Annotated in this window: 15 protein-coding genes and 1 pseudogene; 14 read left to right on the top strand and 2 right to left on the bottom strand. The window is 42.3% G+C overall.

Going from position 1 to position 18952, the window contains the following annotated elements; genetic code table 11:
- Nucleotides 1–688 precede the first annotated feature (688 nt).
- From FIU21_RS04675 to FIU21_RS04660, 4 genes are all read left to right on the top strand, one after another.
- Complete coding sequence (locus tag FIU21_RS04675; RefSeq protein WP_004360343.1) at nt 689–1276, top strand: SMI1/KNR4 family protein; 588 nt, start codon at nt 689–691, stop codon at nt 1274–1276.
- Nucleotides 1277–1466: 190 nt separating this feature from the next.
- Nucleotides 1467–2111 (top strand): SH3 domain-containing protein, encoded by a 645-nt coding sequence (locus FIU21_RS04670; RefSeq protein WP_004360344.1) that lies wholly within the window; start codon nt 1467–1469, stop codon nt 2109–2111.
- A gap of 100 nt (nt 2112–2211) precedes the next feature.
- A complete protein-coding gene (locus FIU21_RS04665; RefSeq protein WP_004360345.1) occupies nt 2212–2973 on the top strand; it encodes a GLPGLI family protein in 762 nt (253 codons plus the stop codon).
- Between the two features lie 11 nt (nt 2974–2984).
- The gene (locus FIU21_RS04660) at nt 2985–5537 is read left to right on the top strand and encodes a carboxypeptidase-like regulatory domain-containing protein (protein WP_004360346.1); all 2553 of its coding nucleotides are present in this window, start codon (nt 2985–2987) and stop codon (nt 5535–5537) included.
- Between the two features lie 214 nt (nt 5538–5751).
- Here the strand turns inward: FIU21_RS04660 and FIU21_RS04655 are convergent, their stop codons facing one another.
- Both FIU21_RS04655 and FIU21_RS04650 read right to left on the bottom strand, forming a co-directional pair.
- Nucleotides 5752–6105 (bottom strand): hypothetical protein, encoded by a 354-nt coding sequence (locus FIU21_RS04655; protein ID WP_050759750.1) that lies wholly within the window; start codon nt 6103–6105, stop codon nt 5752–5754.
- A gap of 335 nt (nt 6106–6440) precedes the next feature.
- Nucleotides 6441–8825 (bottom strand): TonB-dependent receptor, encoded by a 2385-nt coding sequence (locus FIU21_RS04650; protein WP_004360349.1) that lies wholly within the window; start codon nt 8823–8825, stop codon nt 6441–6443.
- Between the two features lie 100 nt (nt 8826–8925).
- On the opposite strand from FIU21_RS04650, the pseudogene FIU21_RS04645 reads away from it, so the two are divergent.
- The 10 genes and pseudogenes from FIU21_RS04645 (at nt 8926) to FIU21_RS04600 (ending at nt 18939) form a co-directional block, all read left to right on the top strand.
- A pseudogene (locus FIU21_RS04645) lies at nt 8926–9758 on the top strand (IS5 family transposase).
- A gap of 1032 nt (nt 9759–10790) precedes the next feature.
- Nucleotides 10791–11528: a phytoene/squalene synthase family protein gene (locus tag FIU21_RS04640; protein WP_254361428.1), complete on the top strand. Its 738-nt coding sequence runs from the start codon at nt 10791–10793 to the stop codon at nt 11526–11528.
- A 3-nt stretch (nt 11529–11531) separates the two neighbouring features.
- Nucleotides 11532–12083 carry an isopentenyl-diphosphate Delta-isomerase gene (gene idi / locus FIU21_RS04635; RefSeq protein ID WP_004360352.1) on the top strand — a complete coding sequence of 184 codons (552 nt, stop codon included), beginning with the start codon at nt 11532–11534 and terminating at the stop codon, nt 12081–12083.
- On the top strand, nt 12064–12708 hold the full coding sequence (locus tag FIU21_RS04630) for a carotenoid biosynthesis protein (RefSeq protein WP_004360353.1): 645 nt from the start codon (nt 12064–12066) through the stop codon (nt 12706–12708). Before idi ends, FIU21_RS04630 begins: the two co-directional genes overlap by 20 nt.
- A 4-nt stretch (nt 12709–12712) precedes the next feature.
- The gene (locus tag FIU21_RS04625) at nt 12713–13333 is read left to right on the top strand and encodes a lysophospholipid acyltransferase family protein (RefSeq protein WP_004360354.1); all 621 of its coding nucleotides are present in this window, start codon (nt 12713–12715) and stop codon (nt 13331–13333) included.
- Nucleotides 13330–14430 carry a glycosyltransferase family 2 protein gene (locus FIU21_RS04620; protein WP_004360355.1) on the top strand — a complete coding sequence of 367 codons (1101 nt, stop codon included), beginning with the start codon at nt 13330–13332 and terminating at the stop codon, nt 14428–14430. The genes FIU21_RS04625 and FIU21_RS04620 overlap by 4 nt, the downstream gene beginning before the upstream one ends.
- Nucleotides 14431–14512: 82 nt before the next feature.
- Nucleotides 14513–15178 (top strand): tetratricopeptide repeat protein, encoded by a 666-nt coding sequence (locus FIU21_RS04615; RefSeq protein ID WP_172891308.1) that lies wholly within the window; start codon nt 14513–14515, stop codon nt 15176–15178.
- A complete protein-coding gene (locus FIU21_RS04610) occupies nt 15175–16653 on the top strand; it encodes a phytoene desaturase family protein (protein ID WP_036886285.1) in 1479 nt (492 codons plus the stop codon). Before FIU21_RS04615 ends, FIU21_RS04610 begins: the two co-directional genes overlap by 4 nt.
- A 547-nt stretch (nt 16654–17200) precedes the next feature.
- Entirely contained in the window at nt 17201–17935 is a 735-nt protein-coding gene (locus FIU21_RS04605; RefSeq protein WP_004360358.1) for a PH domain-containing protein, read from the top strand.
- Nucleotides 17936–18192: 257 nt separating this feature from the next.
- Nucleotides 18193–18939, top strand: coding sequence for a cell division ATP-binding protein FtsE (locus FIU21_RS04600; protein ID WP_004360360.1), 747 nt, complete (start codon nt 18193–18195; stop codon nt 18937–18939).
- The last annotated feature ends 13 nt before the right edge of the window (nt 18940–18952 follow it).

The following is an 18952-nucleotide window of genomic DNA, read 5'->3' as shown; positions in this document are numbered from 1 at the left end:
CAAAATCGTTATCAAGAATCTGTACGCTACACCTCCGTCGCTCTTTGTGCCGTCGGCACCTCCGTGACATTGCGTTTACCTCCGTCCCCTCCGTGACTCCGTGTGCCTATTATATAAGACTTTTAGTTGAGCACTCCAGATTTCGGAAGAACTAAAAAAGTATCGTTAACTGCGAAAAATATTGACACAAAAACCTTAGAAAACTCCCTAAAAAAGACCCAAAAAGCCTCTTTTCGACAACTTTGTAACCCTCATAGAATCAAATACTTACAAAACACAAAAGTAAAAGGTGCTTAATTGGACTCCAAAAGGGCGTTAGTAAGGGTCTTAAAGGGCGCCTTTTGAAAGCCAAAAGGGCATCTTTTAGAAGCCAAAAGAGCATCAATAAAAAAGCACGTTGTGAATTTATTTTACATTAACCACAAAAGCTATAAACACAACTACTATCCTCCTCACATAATACGCAGCAAATTATTGAGCCAAATAGTTGCGCCGTATTGAATATTTCTATATATTTGCGATATCTTATTGAATTTGTGAAGAACATCTTAGTAGGCATAATGGTAATTACAGGAATCCATCAAGTGGGAAGAAAATCAATAGAGATTAAATCAACTATTGTCAAATTCTTCATTTTTAATGATGAGCCTTTACCATAAATAGTATAACGTATATAGAAAAATCGAATATGAATAAAACATATAGGGATTTAATTTATAGATTTCAGAACCAGGGTATTGAAGAATCCCAATCCACTGGTGCAATCCTTATAGGAAAAGCGCCCCATATAGCCCCCGAGGCTTGGCTAAACACCCTGTATCCTCCGCTAAGTAAGAACGATGTCCAAGCATTGGAGAAAGAATTGGGCATGGAAATTCCCATCGATTATAAAAAATTCTTGTTAGATGTAAGCAATGGGTTAGACATATTGGTTGGAACCTTTTGTTTAGACGGGTTAAGAAGAAACTATAAAAGAAGCACTGATGAAAGCCGCCAACCGTTTTCGATTATTACGGCAAACATTCGGGAAAGACCTCGAAATGCCGCAGACAACCATTTCTTTATAGGCGGTTATGACTGGGACGGTTCTTATCTTTATATAGATAAAAGAACAAGCACCGTGCACTATTGTGATAGAGACGATGCAACCTCCCTATTCCAATGGGAAACGTTCGAGCAAATGCTTATATCAGAGTTAAAGAGGATATACTCACTGTTTGATGAGAGGGGAAGAAAAATAGATGAAGACCTTTATACCACCCCAATTAAAAGGTAATATAAAGCCTCGTGATATTAGTCATATAAGGGTATCAGTGAACACCCATACAAGGGTATTGACGAACACCCATATAAGGGTATTAACAACGGGTATACGATAAATCCGAATCGGAAATGTTATTAGAGTATATAACATAAAAAACAATAAATAATAATTTTTTAAGTACATATAAGTAAAATATTTGATTATGAAAAGATATATAACGATAATCCTCTTATCACACATGTGGTTCTTTTCTATGTATGCGCAGCACTCAGCTAAGGATTGTTTATATGATCTTTATAAAGTTCTTAGTACATGTCATAATAAAGATTACATTGAGATAGGAGACTGTAATTATTCTATTAGCTCCCTTTACCAAGGAAAGAATGAGCGAATAATTTTTGATGCGATAACAAATGCGTGTATATTTAGCTATGGCAACCCCCTTGACTCTGTTGTAGAAGTTAATTTAGGGAATAAAGTACTATATTTTATGGTGAATACAGAATCACCTCGTAGCTTTAAATATTCTGATATTAATTCTATATATGATGGAAATGGGCTCAGTCTTGTAGATAGAGATGATTATATGAAATTTCCAGCGATTATTAATGACTCTGACGGCTTTACTTACGTTAGAGAGGGGCCTTCTAAAAAGTATAGGGTTAAAGGTAAAATATTGAAAAATGATATTTTTTTGTATACGCCTGTTTTAGACGGAGATTGGTATAGGGCCTACTCTAAAAATGGTAGTGCATACCTTGGATATGTATATCGCAAACGGATTCTACCTTATGATAAATGTCCTATTAATATAAAAAAGAAAATGGAGAAAATTATGTTTGACTAAGTATCCCATATTTTTGATGTTTGTAATTAATTAACGAAACCTATAAAGGGAAAAGACTAATGCATAGAGGGCTTTCCGTATACAAGTCAATCAAAAATTAATGATTATGAAATTATACTCTTTCTGTATCACATTCATGTTGTCACTGCTTAGTTGCTTTGGACAAGAGACACATATCATTGAACCGAGCATTCTCGAAATCAGTTATCACACAAAGTATCTTAACAGTTATGATGACTATGCACTTAGGATAGGGAAAAATGTAAGTGAATACTTTAGCTATCATACTTTGCGCTTCGATTCCTTAGGAAGCAACCCTGAGACAGCTTTGGCGATAATTAATGAAAAGATAAAAGCTGCTCGCAATAATAATAAGACTATTCCGACAGTAGAAAGTCCTAATTGGCGTGATTATCTTTACAGAAATCTTGAAGACGGAAAAATGACAACTTACACACAGGTCTGGGACTCTTATTATAAGATAACAGAAGACATACCCACACCGGAATGGGTTATTCACGAAGACAGTACACGAAATGTCATAGGCTTTAATTGCACGATGGCGACCACACATTTCCGTGGACGAGACTGGAAGGTGTGGTTCAGTGAGGAGATTCCTTTACCGCTCGGTCCGTGGAAATTAGGTGGACTACCCGGTTTAATCTTAGCCGCACATTGCGATGGCTTTATAGACATAACTGCAAGTAACATTAAAAGAGAACAGTTGTCACCTGTCAAGTTTTATAATTTCTGGGAGAAAAAGTATAAGGATATAGACCGGCTCTCTTATTTAAAAAAGGCTTCAGACCCTACGATCTACCCAAAGAATACAACCATGATTCCCAAAATGGAGTTAGAATAAAGATATTACGGATGAAGAAATATATTATCTTATGTTTACTTATCCTACTTGTACAGTCAATAAGTGCACAGAGGATAGTGGAAGGTGTCGTTACTGACGTTGGAGGACACCCTGTGTCTGCAGCTATTATCAAGACTGTAGATGCAACCACAAAAAAGACATTACATTTCTGTCAGACAGATACTAAGGGGAAGTTTACCATTACAGCACAAGAAGGTAATATTCTATCTATTTCAGCAATAAGCTATAAAAAGCAGGAACTAAAGGTTACAATGGATATGCCAACACAGCATATTACATTAGAGGAAGATACGAAAACGTTATCAGAGATAACGGTGAAAGCAAAACCAATTAAGATAAAAGGCGATACGATTCAATATCTACTCACTACCTATAAAAAAGAAGGAGACCGAACATTGGCTGACGTTCTTGCACGTGTCCCTGGCTTTGATGTGAATAAAGAGAATGGCGAGATACAATACGAAGGTAAGTCTATCAGCAACTTCTATATAGAAGGTATGAATTTGATGGGAGGGAAATACGGCTTGGCAACAAAGTCACTGCCCCAAGAGGATGTAGCAACAGTAGAAGTAATGAAGCATCATCAACCTATCCGTGTGTTAGATGATTTTACTTATTCTGACGATAACGCTATCAATATCAGGATGAAACAAGGAGCTAAGGCACGCTGGATGACATCTTATAGCGGTGGCATAGGACTAAAGAGTCATGGAGGATTATGGAATTTTGAAACCTTTGCCATGCGCCTGAAGCCTTCTTTTCAGACAATTCTTACTTATAAGACAAATAATATAGGGAAGAATATAAGGAGAGAGACGGACAAACTTTTAAGTTTTGATGAGCTACAAAGTCCTTTATCAGCTATGCTCTCACTTCCTTCTCCGTCGCCTTTATTACTCAAGGGGCGTTCGCTTTTCAACCGCTCACATGCTGTTAGTTTGAATGCACTACAGCGTATAGATGAAAACTCTCAGGTAAGCGTACAGGTTACATTTGCCAATGACCGCAATGAGGCTACCTCTTTGCGCCATTCAGACTTTTATACGAATAGCGGTATAAAGACAATAGAAAACAGAAAACAGTATTTGGAGAAAAGCAATGACCTCTTTGCAAAGATAAAATACGAGAATAACGCTAAAAATCATTATCTTAAAAATGAGCTTTCTGGTGACTTTTCTTGGAACAAACAATGGCTGAATGAACAGGGGACTCATCCTCATAAGATGATGGGTAATCTTCCAATTTATACATTAAAAGATAATTTCAGTATAATGAAGAAATATGGGAAACGCCTTGTTACTCTGCAATCAAAGAATATAATGGATGTACGTCCGCAACAACTATATGTCGATTCGCTGGTGCAGTCTATTAATCAACATTACTATGAAACGAATACGGACGTAAGAGGAAGTTTTAGAATAGGTAAATTTATTCTATCAGGACAAATAGGAGTAAATGCAGGAGAACACCGCTTCACTTCTGATTTAGTGGGAGTTCCAGATAGCGTAGGGCTGCTTATGGGTAAAAGTAGTTTTACCTTTGCGAGTTTCTATGCCAATCCGAGCATTGAATATATGGTGAAGGACTTTGATTTCACATTATCTGGCGATATGTCGTACAACCATTATAAGTATAGTTTAGATAATGGTCAGTCTAAAGTTTTATTCTCCCCTAACTTCCATATCAGATGGAACGCTACAGCAACATGGACTTTCTCGGCTGATGCATCCATTAATACAATGCAGATTAATGCTGCCCAATTTTATCCAACTTTGGTACTGCAAGATTATCAATATATGAATAAAGGTCTGGCAGGCTATAATCTAAACAAAGAGAAAAGCTTAGGAATAGGAGTTGTTTATAGCGATGCTCTGAAAGGCACTTCTATACGATTACGCATAACAAAGTCGTTTGGAAACTCTCCTTATACATCAACTCAAGATTTTGTGGGCAACTATATCGTAGAATCATTGACTCCAGAAGAAACAAAATACAATAGCTGGAGTATGTTCCTAATGGGTTCACAAGGCATAGGCTTCTTAAAAGGAAAGCTAAATGTAAAGGCGTTATATAATGCCATGAATAGTTATTTGGTTCAGAATAGCCAACGAATGCCTTACGACACAAAGAACTTAAATATAACCTCTAACCTTGATATTGGTTTAATAAAGGGTGTCGATTTAAATTATAAACTTACTTATGGCTTTCATCAGATGAAGATGCCTGCTTTCGGAAAAACGTCTAATCTAAATAGTTGGAAGCATGAGGGAAGCCTTAGACTACCTCTTTGTAAGGTTTTAAGTTTGGAAACTTTGACGGAATACTATCATAACGAGGTACCACAAAAGAAGTTTAAGGATATGTTCTTTCAAGACTTCACTTTGATATTTAAAGCCAAACACTTCGACCTGAGTTTTGCTTGGAACAATGTCTTTAATAATAAAAGCTATAGCTATGGAATTAATAATACGCTTTCAAGTAGCTTTAGTAATCAAGACATTAGAGGAAGAGAACTGATGCTTAGTTTCTATTATAAACCTTGATAACTAAGTTGATTGATATTGCATAAATAAAATTAAGATAAGTTGAGATATGATAGACACCATTATAATACTACTGATGAGCTTACCGCTGATTGTTCTCGGAAGTACTATTGGACCAGATTCTGCTATCAATTTTGGGTCAAGAATACCGAAAGCAAAACTTAAAAGTGAGGAAGGACTTAAACGATTGAGAAGAATAAAGATAGCACTAATATTAGCAGGTAGCTTCACCCTTGTAAGCGTTTAAACGCTGCAAAGCCTCTAAACGACGAAAGCCCTTGAATGTGGCTCTACCCGTCTTGACAGAGAGATAGAGTCCTTTAAATGGATAAACTACATGGTTACTTGATACATACCTATACGGAATAGAATTAGATTCCCTCCATCTTGCAAGTGATGCCTTAGATATTCCAAGCAGGTGCAGAACATCTGCCGAACTCAACTCAATCTTTTCCTCCAAAACGGAATAATCACGCTTTAGCTCCCTGATAAAGCATGCTATCTGTCTGAATTCTTCACGAAGTGCTTGAAGTTCATTTATTAAGGAGAGTGTTTCGTGGTGTTCCATCTTCTTTAAGTAGGATTTGGCAAAGATTAATGATAGCAGACAAAAATGGTTTCATTAGATGTTCTTTATCGTGACTTGTTAGGTGTTTCTTGAAATCCTCCATGAAGTTTAAAATTTTTATTCCGTCACTCGGCATAACCGCCATCAGCACCTTAATCAATTTATCTTGCTCTATCGTTTCATAAAAACGAAGTCGTCTTGACTTTTGTATCTTTCTTAGTCCTCTTGAGCAGAATTAGAATGCGATATTGCTCCCAGCCTTCCAACTAGACTATGTTGAATGGATGTATCGGATGCGCTCTTGATACAGCCGTTTCTGCTATCTGTTCGTTCGTCTAGAACTTAATCATAATCCCTACCGTGGGGAGAATTGTTCCACTGTAGTACACCAGTGTACGAAGCAACTGTTTGGTATCGGGGGAAGTGGGGTCATCCATTACACGTCCCTCGGTATCACGATTGGTATATATCGGTTTGGAAGGCATATTGCTGATGTAGGCATTCTGCACATCGAGATATAGATTGAGCATCCAATGCTTGAAATAGAACTCCTTATCCAAGCGCACATCCAGCTGATGAGCATCAGCAAGACGTAGTGTATTGAATCGCTCGTAGTCGGTATAGGCCTGATTGGTAATAGACCAAGCGGCCTTGTTTGTAGAACGCTCCACATCAATAGGTGAATAAGGAGCACCGCCTATGTAACGCCAGCGAGCCGAGATGTACCAGCCTTTGGGTAACTTGTAGCTTGTTGTAAGATTTAGGATATGCCTCGTGTCCCACGAAGAGGGTCGATAGATACCATTTTTGTCTGTAAACTCACTCCTAAAAAGTGTGTATGTAGCAGTCAGGTCTATATCGTGCCACCCCATAAGCTTAGCCACAACTTCCACACCATAGGCCCTACCATCACCCGTAGACATAACGGCCTCATCGCCAACTTGCCCATAGTCTACTCCCTTACTGGCCAAACTAATTCCGTCGGTAAGGGAAATAGGATAGTTGCTATACTGCTTATAGAAGCCCTCAAGAGAGAAACGCAGGAAGTTGCCCGGATGATATTCCATGCCCAGAATAGCTTGATTTGAGGTAATATACTTGAGCCCATTGCTGCGATTGACATAGTTTCCCTCGCTATTGCGATAACCCATCGTTGTGTAAGAAGGGGGCATCGCATAACGACCAATATTGGCATTAAGGTCAAAGTCCTTCGAAAATGAATACGATAGCGATAGTCTAGGTGACAACTGTTTGAGCGGATTACTCATGCTAGCAGTATAAGTATTGCCCACTAAATTTACCCCAAGTGAAATCTTGAACCGATTATTTAGATACTGATTCGAAGCTTGCAGGAAGACTTGATAAGAAAGCAGGTCAATACTACTGCGGTATTGAAAGGGGACAACATTTCCCGAGATAAACTGCAAACGATAGACATCATTGACATAGTTACTGTACTTGATGCCAGCTCCAAAGTTGAGTTTGATAGGCAGAGTCGTATATTTGCGTTCGTAGCGTAATTTTATCTCGGCTTCATCCGATTGGTAGTCTGATATTTTGGATGCAGACTTATCGTTATCTCTATACTTTACACCTCCGTTACGCATCATGTTTCGGCTTAGAATCCAACTATCGACAAAGCGTTTGCCATAGTGTTTGTAGCTCAAACCAAAGGTATAATTCCACTGAGAGTATTCGGGCAGGTAACTTAGTAAGTATTTCTGCGCCTCGGTACCAGTCTGTTCAAGGTTTCTATTAAGGCGCATATTGTCAATAGCACCTATACCAATCATAGTAATCTCATGATAAGGATTAATGCGCCATTTATATTTTAGTTGAAAGTCATTGTAGGTAGGTAAAAAAGGTAAGTCAATCACTTTAAATAACCATTGTAAATAAGATTGACGAGTAGAGATGATAAACGAAGCATCCTTGCCCAAAGGACCATCTAAAGTTATCCCAGCATCCGATGCTCCTACCGCAACCTTTGTGTGCAGTCTGTCTCTGCTACCATCTTTTTGCTTGATCTCCATAACTGAACTAAGGGTATTAGGTCTGTTAGCAGGAAAAGCTCCTGTATAAAAACTGATCTCGCGCACAAAGTCAGGATTGATGATACCAACAACACCGCCCGATGCCCCTTGTGTGGCAAAATGATTGATCACAGGGATCTCTACACCATCTAGGTAAAAGACATTCTCTGTGGGTCCTCCGCCACGTATGATGAGGTCATTCCGGTTAGGAGCTGTGGCACCAACTCCTGGGAGAATCTGCACCAATTTGGAAACATCACGATTGGCCCCAGCACTCTTCTCAATCTGATGCACTCCCAAAGTGAGTACTGAGACAGGACTCTCGGTAGGGCGAAGCAATAAATTGGGACTAACAAAAACTTCTCGTAGTGTTGTAGAGGCTTCGCTTACCATAATATCGATAAAAGTCGTTTGATTACCCAGTACTTGTAGTTCTTCGGAGATTTTAGTCTCGAAGCCTACCATACTAACTACGATTTTGTGGAAACCAGGCTGTATGCCTTTGATTGTAAATGCTCCTTCTATAGAGGTTTTCGCGCCAAGCGAAGTCCCTTGTATTTGTACAGTTGCAAACTCTAGTGGTTCGTTGTTCTTGTCATTAATGACACGCCCTTGGATGATTCCTGTTTGCGCAAAACTGTTATAAACAAACAGGAAAACCAAACATAATATACTGTATATACGCATTATTATTAAAAAAAATGAAATTGTCTTAACTTTTAATCATTCTATAAATTGAGAGGAGTTTATCTCGCTGTGCTGTAAAACCAAGATAAACACCCCTCTCATGTACGAAGTACTGGACAAAGATACAATAAAATTTGAGATCATGCCACATTTATCGGTGACAAAACGCGGTTATGTTACAAAAGAGAGAGCTGCCAGGGGGTCATTCAGTGCATTCTCTACAAGTTGAAAACGGGCAGTCAGTGGCACATGCTTCCCGTTTCAGCCATCTTCACGGGGAGGGTTTTGAGCTACAAGAGCGTGTATGCCCATTTCCGCAAGTGGTCGAGGAACGGCGAATGGAAAAAGGTTTGGGGCATGATATTAAGCCGTCACAGGTCTTTCTTGGACATGTCCGGTGTGGATTTGGACGGCAGCCACACCACCACGCTTCGCGGTGGGGAGTGCTGTGGATACCAAGGACGCAAGAAAAGAACGACCACCAATGCCATCTATGTCACAGACCGGCAAGGCATACCGCTTGCCATGTCCACGCCTGTTTCGGGTTCCCACAACGACCTTCACTGCATCTCCGAGGTACTTCAGGGCTTGTTCGAAGGTATTGAGGACTCAGGCTTGTCCATATCGGGGCTCTTTCTCAATGCAGACGCCGGTTTTGACTCTGCACAATTCAGGCGGGATTACCTTCGGCAGGAGGTGTTCCCAAATGTCGCCTTCAATAAGCGGAGAGGAATGCGCAGAGATGACGAGTTACTTGATGAACTGCTTTATAAGGAGAGATACAGCATTGAAAGGACCAATGCGTGGATGGACTCGTACAGGAGCGTGCTCAACAGGTTCGATACCACACAAACCAGTTGGGAGGGATGGAACTATATCGCATTTATACTGATTTTTCTGAAAAAGATAAGAAAGAGGGAAAAGTCTAGATGACTTCAACCATTCAGATGAGTCTTGGGCTCAATCTTGACTCTATGTTTCCCAAAGGAAGATGGATAACCAGAACTTTCTTCCCCAAGCCTGCAGCACACTTTCGATATGTGCTAAATCTTATATCCTTTTCCATCTTGCAAGCCTTAAGGAAATTTGAATACTCGATACCACTTATATGAGCTGCTTCTTTTGCATTATCACATAAAAGAGCTAAACCCTCAAGTGTAGGACTACTAATATAAAAAAGATGCCCTTTGGGTTTTAATTTGTTTTTATTAGCCATAATATATATAATTGTAATTATTATGGCTGCAAAGTTCCTAATGAAACAGGCTTTAGATAGAATATTAAAATACCATTTTCTGGTAGTATAATACCATTTTGCACTTGCTGGTTGACTCTACGCTCTGCGAAAATTCTATCAACAAAAGAATTTTTGATAATAAAACAATGAAATATCAGAGTAAATAACTATATTTGCAATTGTGCACTTTTGTTTGACAACGTACAGAGCAAATAAATACGACATATAGCAGGAGGATAAATCAATTCAAAAGCTGGAAAGAAAAGAATAAAAAAGCAGTGGAAGAGCAAAGAAAAGAAAGAAAAATTACACACTTTTAAGAACGCTACCAAAGGAGTGATACCAACAATCCCCAAAATAGACTATATTACTTGTAGGTAGACTATTTTTGAACCAAACTAAAAACTTTTTGTAAGTTGTTGTTTTCCAAATCAAACGCATAAATCCACCTTTTAATTAATAGTTTTTAATGTTTTTTTTATTCCAAACTCACGTAGTTCTAATAAAATTTCATATCTTTGCTTATGTAAAAGTAATATTCAGGTGAGTCCACAAACGAGCCTAGAAATTGAACGGTATACAACAAACAATAAATAAATATAGTAGAGTATGTCCAATACTAGCGAGAGATACAAGCTATACCGATACTGCTCGTTCAAAACAAGCAAGACAATCACCAAGAGTACAGCACCTCGTTCTATGCGGCTACAGATATGTTCCCCGCGGATATGCGTGATGCGATTCACAGCATCTATGGCTTCGTCCGTATTGCCGATGAGATCGTTGACTCGTTTCATGAACACGATCGGGAGAAGCTCCTAAGAGACTTTGAGCGAGACTATGACGAGGCCTACCGAATGGGCATCAGCACCAATCCGATCCTATACTCCTTCCAGTGGACGGTCAAACAGTACAACATCCCAGACGAATACATACGCTCCTTCTTGGCGAGTATGAGGTGTGACCTCGAGAAAAAGTCCTACGAGACAGAGGAGGAGATCGCCAGCTATATCTACGGCTCTGCCGATGTCGTGGGTCTGATGTGTCTGAAGGTGTTCTGTCGAGCAGACGAGTCCCTATTCGAGCGACTCAAACAGCCTGCCATGCGGCTTGGATCGGCATTCCAAAAGGTTAATTTCTTGAGGGACCTCCGAGAGGACTATGTGCTACTCGGCAGGCTATACTTCCCTGGGATTGCCCTGGAGGGCTTCGATGAAGAGGCCAAGAATAGCCTTATCCGAGAGATCCACCAAGACTTCTGCGAGGCCTACGAGGGGATCCAACAGCTTCCTCGAGAATCTCGCCTTCCGGTCTACGTAGCCTATCGCTACTATCGGCAGTTGCTACACATTATCCAAGAGACACCCGCCCCCAGTTTGATTTCGAAACGGGTACGAGTAGGAGATGTCCAAAAGATGCTCATCTTGCTGACGGCAGTACTCAAAAACAAATTTAATCGACTATAGCCTATGCACCCCAAAGATAACATCGTCCTGCTGGTCGATGCAGACAATAACCCCATTGGAGAGATGGAGAAGCTTGAGGCGCACCGCAGAGGGATTATGCACCGAGCTGTATCGGTACTCGTCTTCGACCCCAAGAGGCGGTGGCTTCTGCACCGAAGGGCTCTAGGCAAATATCACGCAGGGGGGCTCTGGACCAATGCCTGTTGCACCCACCCTTTCGTAAACGAAGAGCCTCGAGAGGCTGCACGCCGACGGCTGTTTGAAGAGATGGGTATGGACATTACCCACGATGGACTAAGACATCTCTTCGATTTCACCTACAGAGCCGAGTTAGACAACGGGCTTATCGAGCACGAGTACGATAGCGTATTCGTCTACACTACTCCCATAAAACCGGTTCCCAACCCAGAGGAGGTCATGGACTGGAGGTATATCGATATGAGGGTACTAGAGGAAGACCTTGCAGCACAGCCCGAGAGCTACACCCCATGGTTTAGAATAATTTTCGAACAAGCAAAACAGCATCTTTGCAAATATGAAGGAGTATCGGTTTAAATGGATAGACTGGGTAGTTGTTGTCCTAGTGATGGCCTTCTACACCTATGGGGCATTCGGCCTTACCCGAGGGGAGACCAGAGAACTCTACACCTCTCTAACGCCTCTGGTACTTTTATCTTCTCTATTCATCCTCTGCATCTACGACCGTAGCCCCAAGCACATCAAGGCTCTGATATACATTCTCTCGGTGGTCATTGTAAGCTTTAGTGTCGAGTTCCTCGGGGTCGCCACTGGGGTCATCTTCGGAGAATACGGCTATGGTACAAGTTTAGGACCGAAAATCGCTGGAACACCCCTGCTCATCGGCATCAACTGGATATTCCTAGTCTATGCAACAGCAGCGATACAGGCTCCCCTAGGTCGAGGTGTAATCACGACGATTGTCATACCTACATTGCTAATGCTGGGATATGATGCCATCATGGAGCAGGTTGCCCCGATGATGCAAATGTGGTCGTGGGAGGGGGGAAGTGTTCCCTTGCAAAACTATCTTGTTTGGGGGGCTCTCGCAGGCCTATTCCATACAGTGAAGTATTGGTTACGAATCGATTTCCGCAATAGGATAGCCCCTTTCATCTTCTTTATACAGATTTTATTTTTCTCAATCATACTTGCTCTATAGCCCCATGCTCACTGCCAATCACCATAGATTCATCTATCCATTTTTCCAATACTATACGGAGTACCAGCTCAAAAGGCGGTTTCACTCAGTACAGATCATTGGTGACTTTGAGAATCGAGGTCTGCCTGTCCTTCTGATAGCCAACCATATCGGCTGGTGGGATGGCTTTTGGGCAATGCATCTTATGCTGAAGGTATTGCATCGGAAGTTCTACTTCATGATGCAGGAGGACCAACTCCTCAAGTACCGCTTCTTCAACCAAACAGGGGCTTTTTCTGTGCGGAAGAGTAGTCGAGAAGCCCTGCAAAGCCTCTCCTATGCCTCGAGCCTGCTGGAGGAGTCATCAAATATGGTCTTGATATACCCCCAAGGGAAACTCCATTCGCTCTACAACTCAGACTTTCACTTCCAGAGAGGTCTTGGGCGACTCATTGAGGGCAGAGAGGGAAAGCTACACCTCATACTCTCTGCAAATATGATTGACTACGGTGAGTTTCCTCGCCCTAGTCTAAGTACCTACATCGAGGAATATCAAGGCGCTATGAAGCTAGAGGTTTTAGAGGAGGGCTACAACGTCTTCTATCGGTCCTGCCTTTCCAAACAGATAAATAGGATGCAGATATGATGATGACTACTCTGGCATACATTGTGGTAGGCTTCGGGGTCTTGAGACTTGTGATAGCCACTCTAAATCTCCTTTTACAGGAAAAACTACCTCACCCCAAGAGCGGAGAATCCTTGCCTAGCCTCTCTGTCCTAATCCCAGCTCGCAATGAGGCGCACAATATCGAGTCTCTACTCTCTGACCTGACTCACGTTGAGAGCGAATCGCTCCTAGAGATTATCGTTTGTGACGATGCCTCTGAAGACTCCACCGTCGAGCGAGTCGATACTTGGATGCAACGTGATAGCCGTATCCGTCTCATCTACTCCTCTGGACCACCCTCGGGTTGGTTGGGCAAGAACCACGCCTGCCACCTACTCTCTAGAGAAGCACGGGGAGAGTACCTGCTTTTCCTTGATGCCGATGTTAGACTTAGTCCTGCATTCATAGAGCGCGCACTCAGCTATGCTACGACCCATCGGTTGGGCCTCCTCTCTCTCTTCCCGAGACAGAGGATGCAAACTTGGGCAGAGCGGGTCTCTGTACCCAATATGCACCTGATCCTACTCTCGCTCCTCCTACTCCCCTTGGTCAGGCGGGTTGGTTTCTCCTCTCTCTCGGCAGCCAATGGTCAATGTATGCTCTTCGATGGAGCTATCTATCGACTCCTCCAGCCTCACGAACGGTTTAGGCACAGCAGGGCAGAGGATATAGCAATCGCCAGAGAACTCAAGGGGCAGGGGTATAGTATCTCTTGCATGAGCTCGACCAAGCTGATCGAATGCAGGATGTACGACAGCCTAAGCGCAGCCATCGAAGGTTTCGCCAAAAACATAACCTTGATGCTTGGAGGGTCCTATATCCTAGCCTTACTCTACTGGAACCTGACCTCTATGGGGTGGTTAGTTGTTTGGCTCGGCAGAGCAGAGTTACTGCTACTCTACCTCCTGACGGAGCTTGCGATCAGGGTCTTCGTCTCGTTCTGCTCTAACCAGAGCATCGTCTACAACATTGTACTCGCCCCAGCACAGCAACTCCTCCTCGGGCTATTCATCATCAAGTCTTGGGTAAATAGCCAGCGCAGGCAGGGCTTAACTTGGAAGGGGCGATCAATTTAAAAACAATGATATGATTAAAATCAAACAAAAAATCCTTTTAGTAAGCCTCACCTTGCTCCTAACGAGCTTGTCGTCTTGGGGCATGACTTCCAAGCAAATTATTTATAAGGCCTATATCAGTGCAGACATGCAACTTTGGCGTACAGTCATAGACAGGCTACATGCCAAGGCGAATAAGACTCTAGAACAAGAGCTTGAGCTCCTCAACTACGAGTATGGCTACATCGGCTGGTGTCTTAGCCAGAAGAAGAAACAGGTCGTAGGAACGTATCTCAAGCGATACGATGCTCGACTCTCGAGGCTCACAAGCGACCAAGTCCGAGGCCTACGCTCAGCATACCAATCTGCCTACTATGGCTTTGAAATCGGACTCAACAAGGTTAAAGCTCCATTTCTTGGTCCCAAGAGCATTAGAGAGGCAAAACAATCTGTCAAACTGGATCCAAAAGGTTGGTTGGGCTATGTACAACTGGGCAATATTGACTTCTACAAGCCCTCTCTATTTGGAGGCTCAAAAGAAGATGCCCTCAAGTACTACCTCAAAGCTGAGCAAATCTTGCTCAAAGAAGGGATAGACCAAGATTGGAATCTCTTATCTCTCTGGGCGCAGATAGGACTAACTTATGAAGCACTCAATAACCCACAAAAGGCAGAGTCCTATTATCGAAAGGCCTTGAATGCCGAACCACAGTTCAAATGGGTAAGAGACGAACTATATATGAACCTCAAGAAAAAGAAGCTACGATGAAAAAGAAAGTTACGATCATCGGTACAGGCCTCGGAGGCCTAGCCAGTGGACTACTCCTCATCAAGAAGGGGTATGAAGTCGAGTTTATCGAAAAAAATGCTCGACCAGGAGGAAGGCTCAATCAGATCAAAAAAGATGGCTTTACCTTCGATACTGGGCCCAGCTTTTTCAGTATGTCCTATGTCTTCGAGGAATTTATGCAACGCTGTGGCATCGAGCTACCATTCGAATTCGTTCCCCTCGATCCCCTCTACTCCGTAAACTTCAAAGGTAGCACCAAGACTTACCACCTGTATAAGGATCTCGGGCTTCTCGCCGAGCAATTTCAGGACTTAGAGCCTGACTTTGAACACAAGATGAGGGTGTATCTGACAAAGTCCAAAAGACTCTTCGAGGATACCTTCGACATTGTGATTAGAAACAATTTCGACAATATCTTCGACTATCTATCTGCGCTTATTCGGGTCAATCCTAGGCATCTACCCGTCCTCTTCAAAAGCTTTTGGGAGCATGTGCATGGTTACTTCTCTTCCTCCGAAGTGCGACAGATTATCTCTCTGGTGGCCTTCTTCCTCGGCCGCACACCCTTCGATACGATGGCTGTGTATAGCCTGCTCTCGTACACAGAGTTCCAACACGATGGTTACTACAATGTAGCAGGAGGTATGTACACCATCGTCGAGAGTATAGTGGAGGAGCTTGTGCGATGCGGAGCAAAATTTCACTACAATGCCGAGATCGTAGATGTAGTACGAGAGGGACAAAAAGTCTCGGCAGTAATTGACCAGCAAGGACGGAAATATGCAGGGGAGACCTTCCTCTCAAATACCGATGCAGCACTATTTAGAGGACGCGTCCTACGAAGGAAGAAGTACGATGAGGAGCATCTCGACCGCATGGAGTGGACTATGGGTTACCTCACCTGCTACATCGGGGTCGGCGAGAAGCTCCCTCAGCTGAACCTGCACAACTACTACCTAGGCACAAACTACGAGGAGTATGCCCTCAATGTGCTCAAGAGTCCCGACATGCTACAGAAGCCATACTACTACGTCAATGCCCTCTCTAAATGTAACCCCAATTGTGCCCCCGAGGGATGCGAGAGTCTATTCTTCGTATGCCCCGTCCCAAACCGACAGTACAAAACCGACTGGAGTGATAGGGACGAGATTGTCGATAGTATCCTAGCCGACTTCTCTGAGCGTATTGGGGTAGATATACGCTCCAAGATACTCTCCCGAACCATATATACACCACAGGAGTGGGAGGCACAGTTTAACCTCTACAAGGGTAGTGGACTGGGGCTATCACATAAGATGATGCAGATTGGAGGATTCAGACCAGCAAACTTCGACGAAGAATTCGAAAATCTCTTCTACGTTGGAGCTTCTACTATCCCAGGCGCAGGGCTTCCTATGGCGATTATCAGTGCAGAGCTAGCCGTAGAGCGCATTCTGAAGTCGTTCAAGGCCTAAACCGATACTCATCATAGCTCGAAGGCAAACCTAACCCCAGAGGTAGTTCCCGATTATCTTGTGCCGATGCGGGTCAATGATTTCTTATCAGGGAAGGACCCCAACTATCTTATGCACTGGAACTGACAGAGAAATATTCACAGCACTTTGCTCGATGACGAACTAAATCGGGCTTTTGATATTTATTCCGATAAAAGGATAGATAGAATAACGAAAGTGCAGAAATTAGCATACAGAATAATAGCAAAAGCCAGGCAAACCGACAATTTGCGTGGCTTCTTTTTTTCGCTTTGCTCAACAACTTGTATTTCTCTTTGAGCGAGCAGGCAACCAAAGTAAAGAAACGTGAGTTCGATATAAGCCCTATGTTGGTGCGTTCTTGTCATTTTTGTGAGGGGGGCGAAGATGAAGAATATCGAAAGGAGTGTAGAAGTTTAATAAGAAATTACACATCGTATATTTGCGATAACTTAGGTAAAATCGTAAGATAGAATGCTGTAAGTAATGCAGAATATCATATAAAGATAACTTTAAACCAGAATAAAATATGATAGACACCATTATAACACTACTGATGAGCTTACCGCTGATTGTTCTCGGAAGCACTATCGGACCAGATTCTGCTATCAATTTTGGGTCAAGAATACCGAAAGCGAAACTTAAAAGTGAGGAAGGACTTAAACGATTGAGGAGAATAAAGATAGCACTAATATTGGCAGGTAGCTTCATCCTTGTCGGTGGTTTCGCTTGCCTTGCCTTTCATTGGGAAGATTATCAACTTGTCGTTATACTCGTCCCCGAAATAGTAGCTATCGTTTATATGCTGTTACAGCTGTACAAGATAGAGAAGAAGGGGAAGGGCATACTCGTACTCATGCTCTCTATCATTGTGATATTAGGTGTGCTTCTTCTCATAGGGACCCTCCCAATCACAGCCACCGATAACAATACGACGATTCGAAATGACACGTTGTTTATTGAAGGGTCATACGCTAAGGAAATACCGATAGCAAGTATTACACAAGTAGACGACAACGCAACGGTGCCAGACATAGAGATGAGAACAAACGGAACGTCAGTTGGCGAGAATAATGTGGGGCATTTCCAGACAAAAGAAGGGAAGGATGTGCTGTTATACTTACATTCAGACGATACGAATGTGACGCATATCAAGACAAAAAACGACGAAGACATCTACATTAACTTCAAAGATTCAGCCCTGTCGGTTGACTTCCCTAATCAGCTGAAAGCCGCATTTCGTCGACCAGCCAAAGGCAAGTAATGCCGTTACCTAAAATTCTCTGATGAGAAAGTATTCAGCGATTTAGAGCCTCTAACAGTAGGGGTTCTATCAGCTTTCACAGCCATATTGGTTTGTGAAAGTTGTCCTTGTACAATCATAATAAAGTGTAAATGCGTTAAACCTCTTATTTCCTGCATCTATTACAGTGTTTTTTAGTATCTTTGCAGAATAAATCCTTGCCAAGAGGCAATGGACAGAAGTATCAATTGACAATAATAAATCATACAGAGACAATCATGTTAATAGACTACAAGAAGGTAAACATATATCAAGATGAACGCTTAATTCTGAAAGATGTTGACTTTCAGGCAGAAACAGGAGAGTTTATCTATCTCATCGGCCGTGTTGGTTCGGGCAAGAGTTCGCTATTGAAAACCATCTATGGCGAATTAGATATTGACAGTGAAGATACTGAGAAAGCTGTTGTTCTCGACGAGAGTATGCCTAACATTAAGCGTAGTCGTATCCCTGCACTCCGCAAGCAGATGGGTATTATCTTCCAAGATTTCCAACTCTTGCATGACCGCTCTGTAGCAAAGAACCTCAAATTTGTCTTGCAGGCAACAGGTTGGACCAGCAAACAGAAGATTGAACGACGTATTGAAGAAGTGTTGGCACAGGTAGGTATGACCGACAAGAAGAATAAGATGCCAAGTGAACTCTCTGGTGGTGAACAGCAGCGTATTGCCATTGCACGCGCCTTGCTGAACACTCCTAAGATTATTATTGCCGATGAGCCTACGGGTAATCTTGACCCAGAGACGGCTGCGAACATCGTTAGCATTCTCAAAGACTCATGCCAAGCAGGCACAACGGTTATCATGTCTACCCATAACATCAACCTCATTGACCAGTTCCCTGGTAAGGTTTATCGCTGTCATGAGGGCGAACTTCACCAACTCACCGACAAGAAAGAAGTTTGCGAATTAGCAGAAGAGACGGCTCCAGTAGAGACGATTGACGAGCCAGAACAAAACGATTAAGCGCATAGAACTC

The organism is Prevotella melaninogenica (assembly GCF_013267595.1).
Taxonomy (GTDB): domain Bacteria; phylum Bacteroidota; class Bacteroidia; order Bacteroidales; family Bacteroidaceae; genus Prevotella; species Prevotella melaninogenica_D.
Note: the sequence above shows the minus strand (reverse complement) of the source record. Positions and strands in the feature narration are given on the sequence as shown.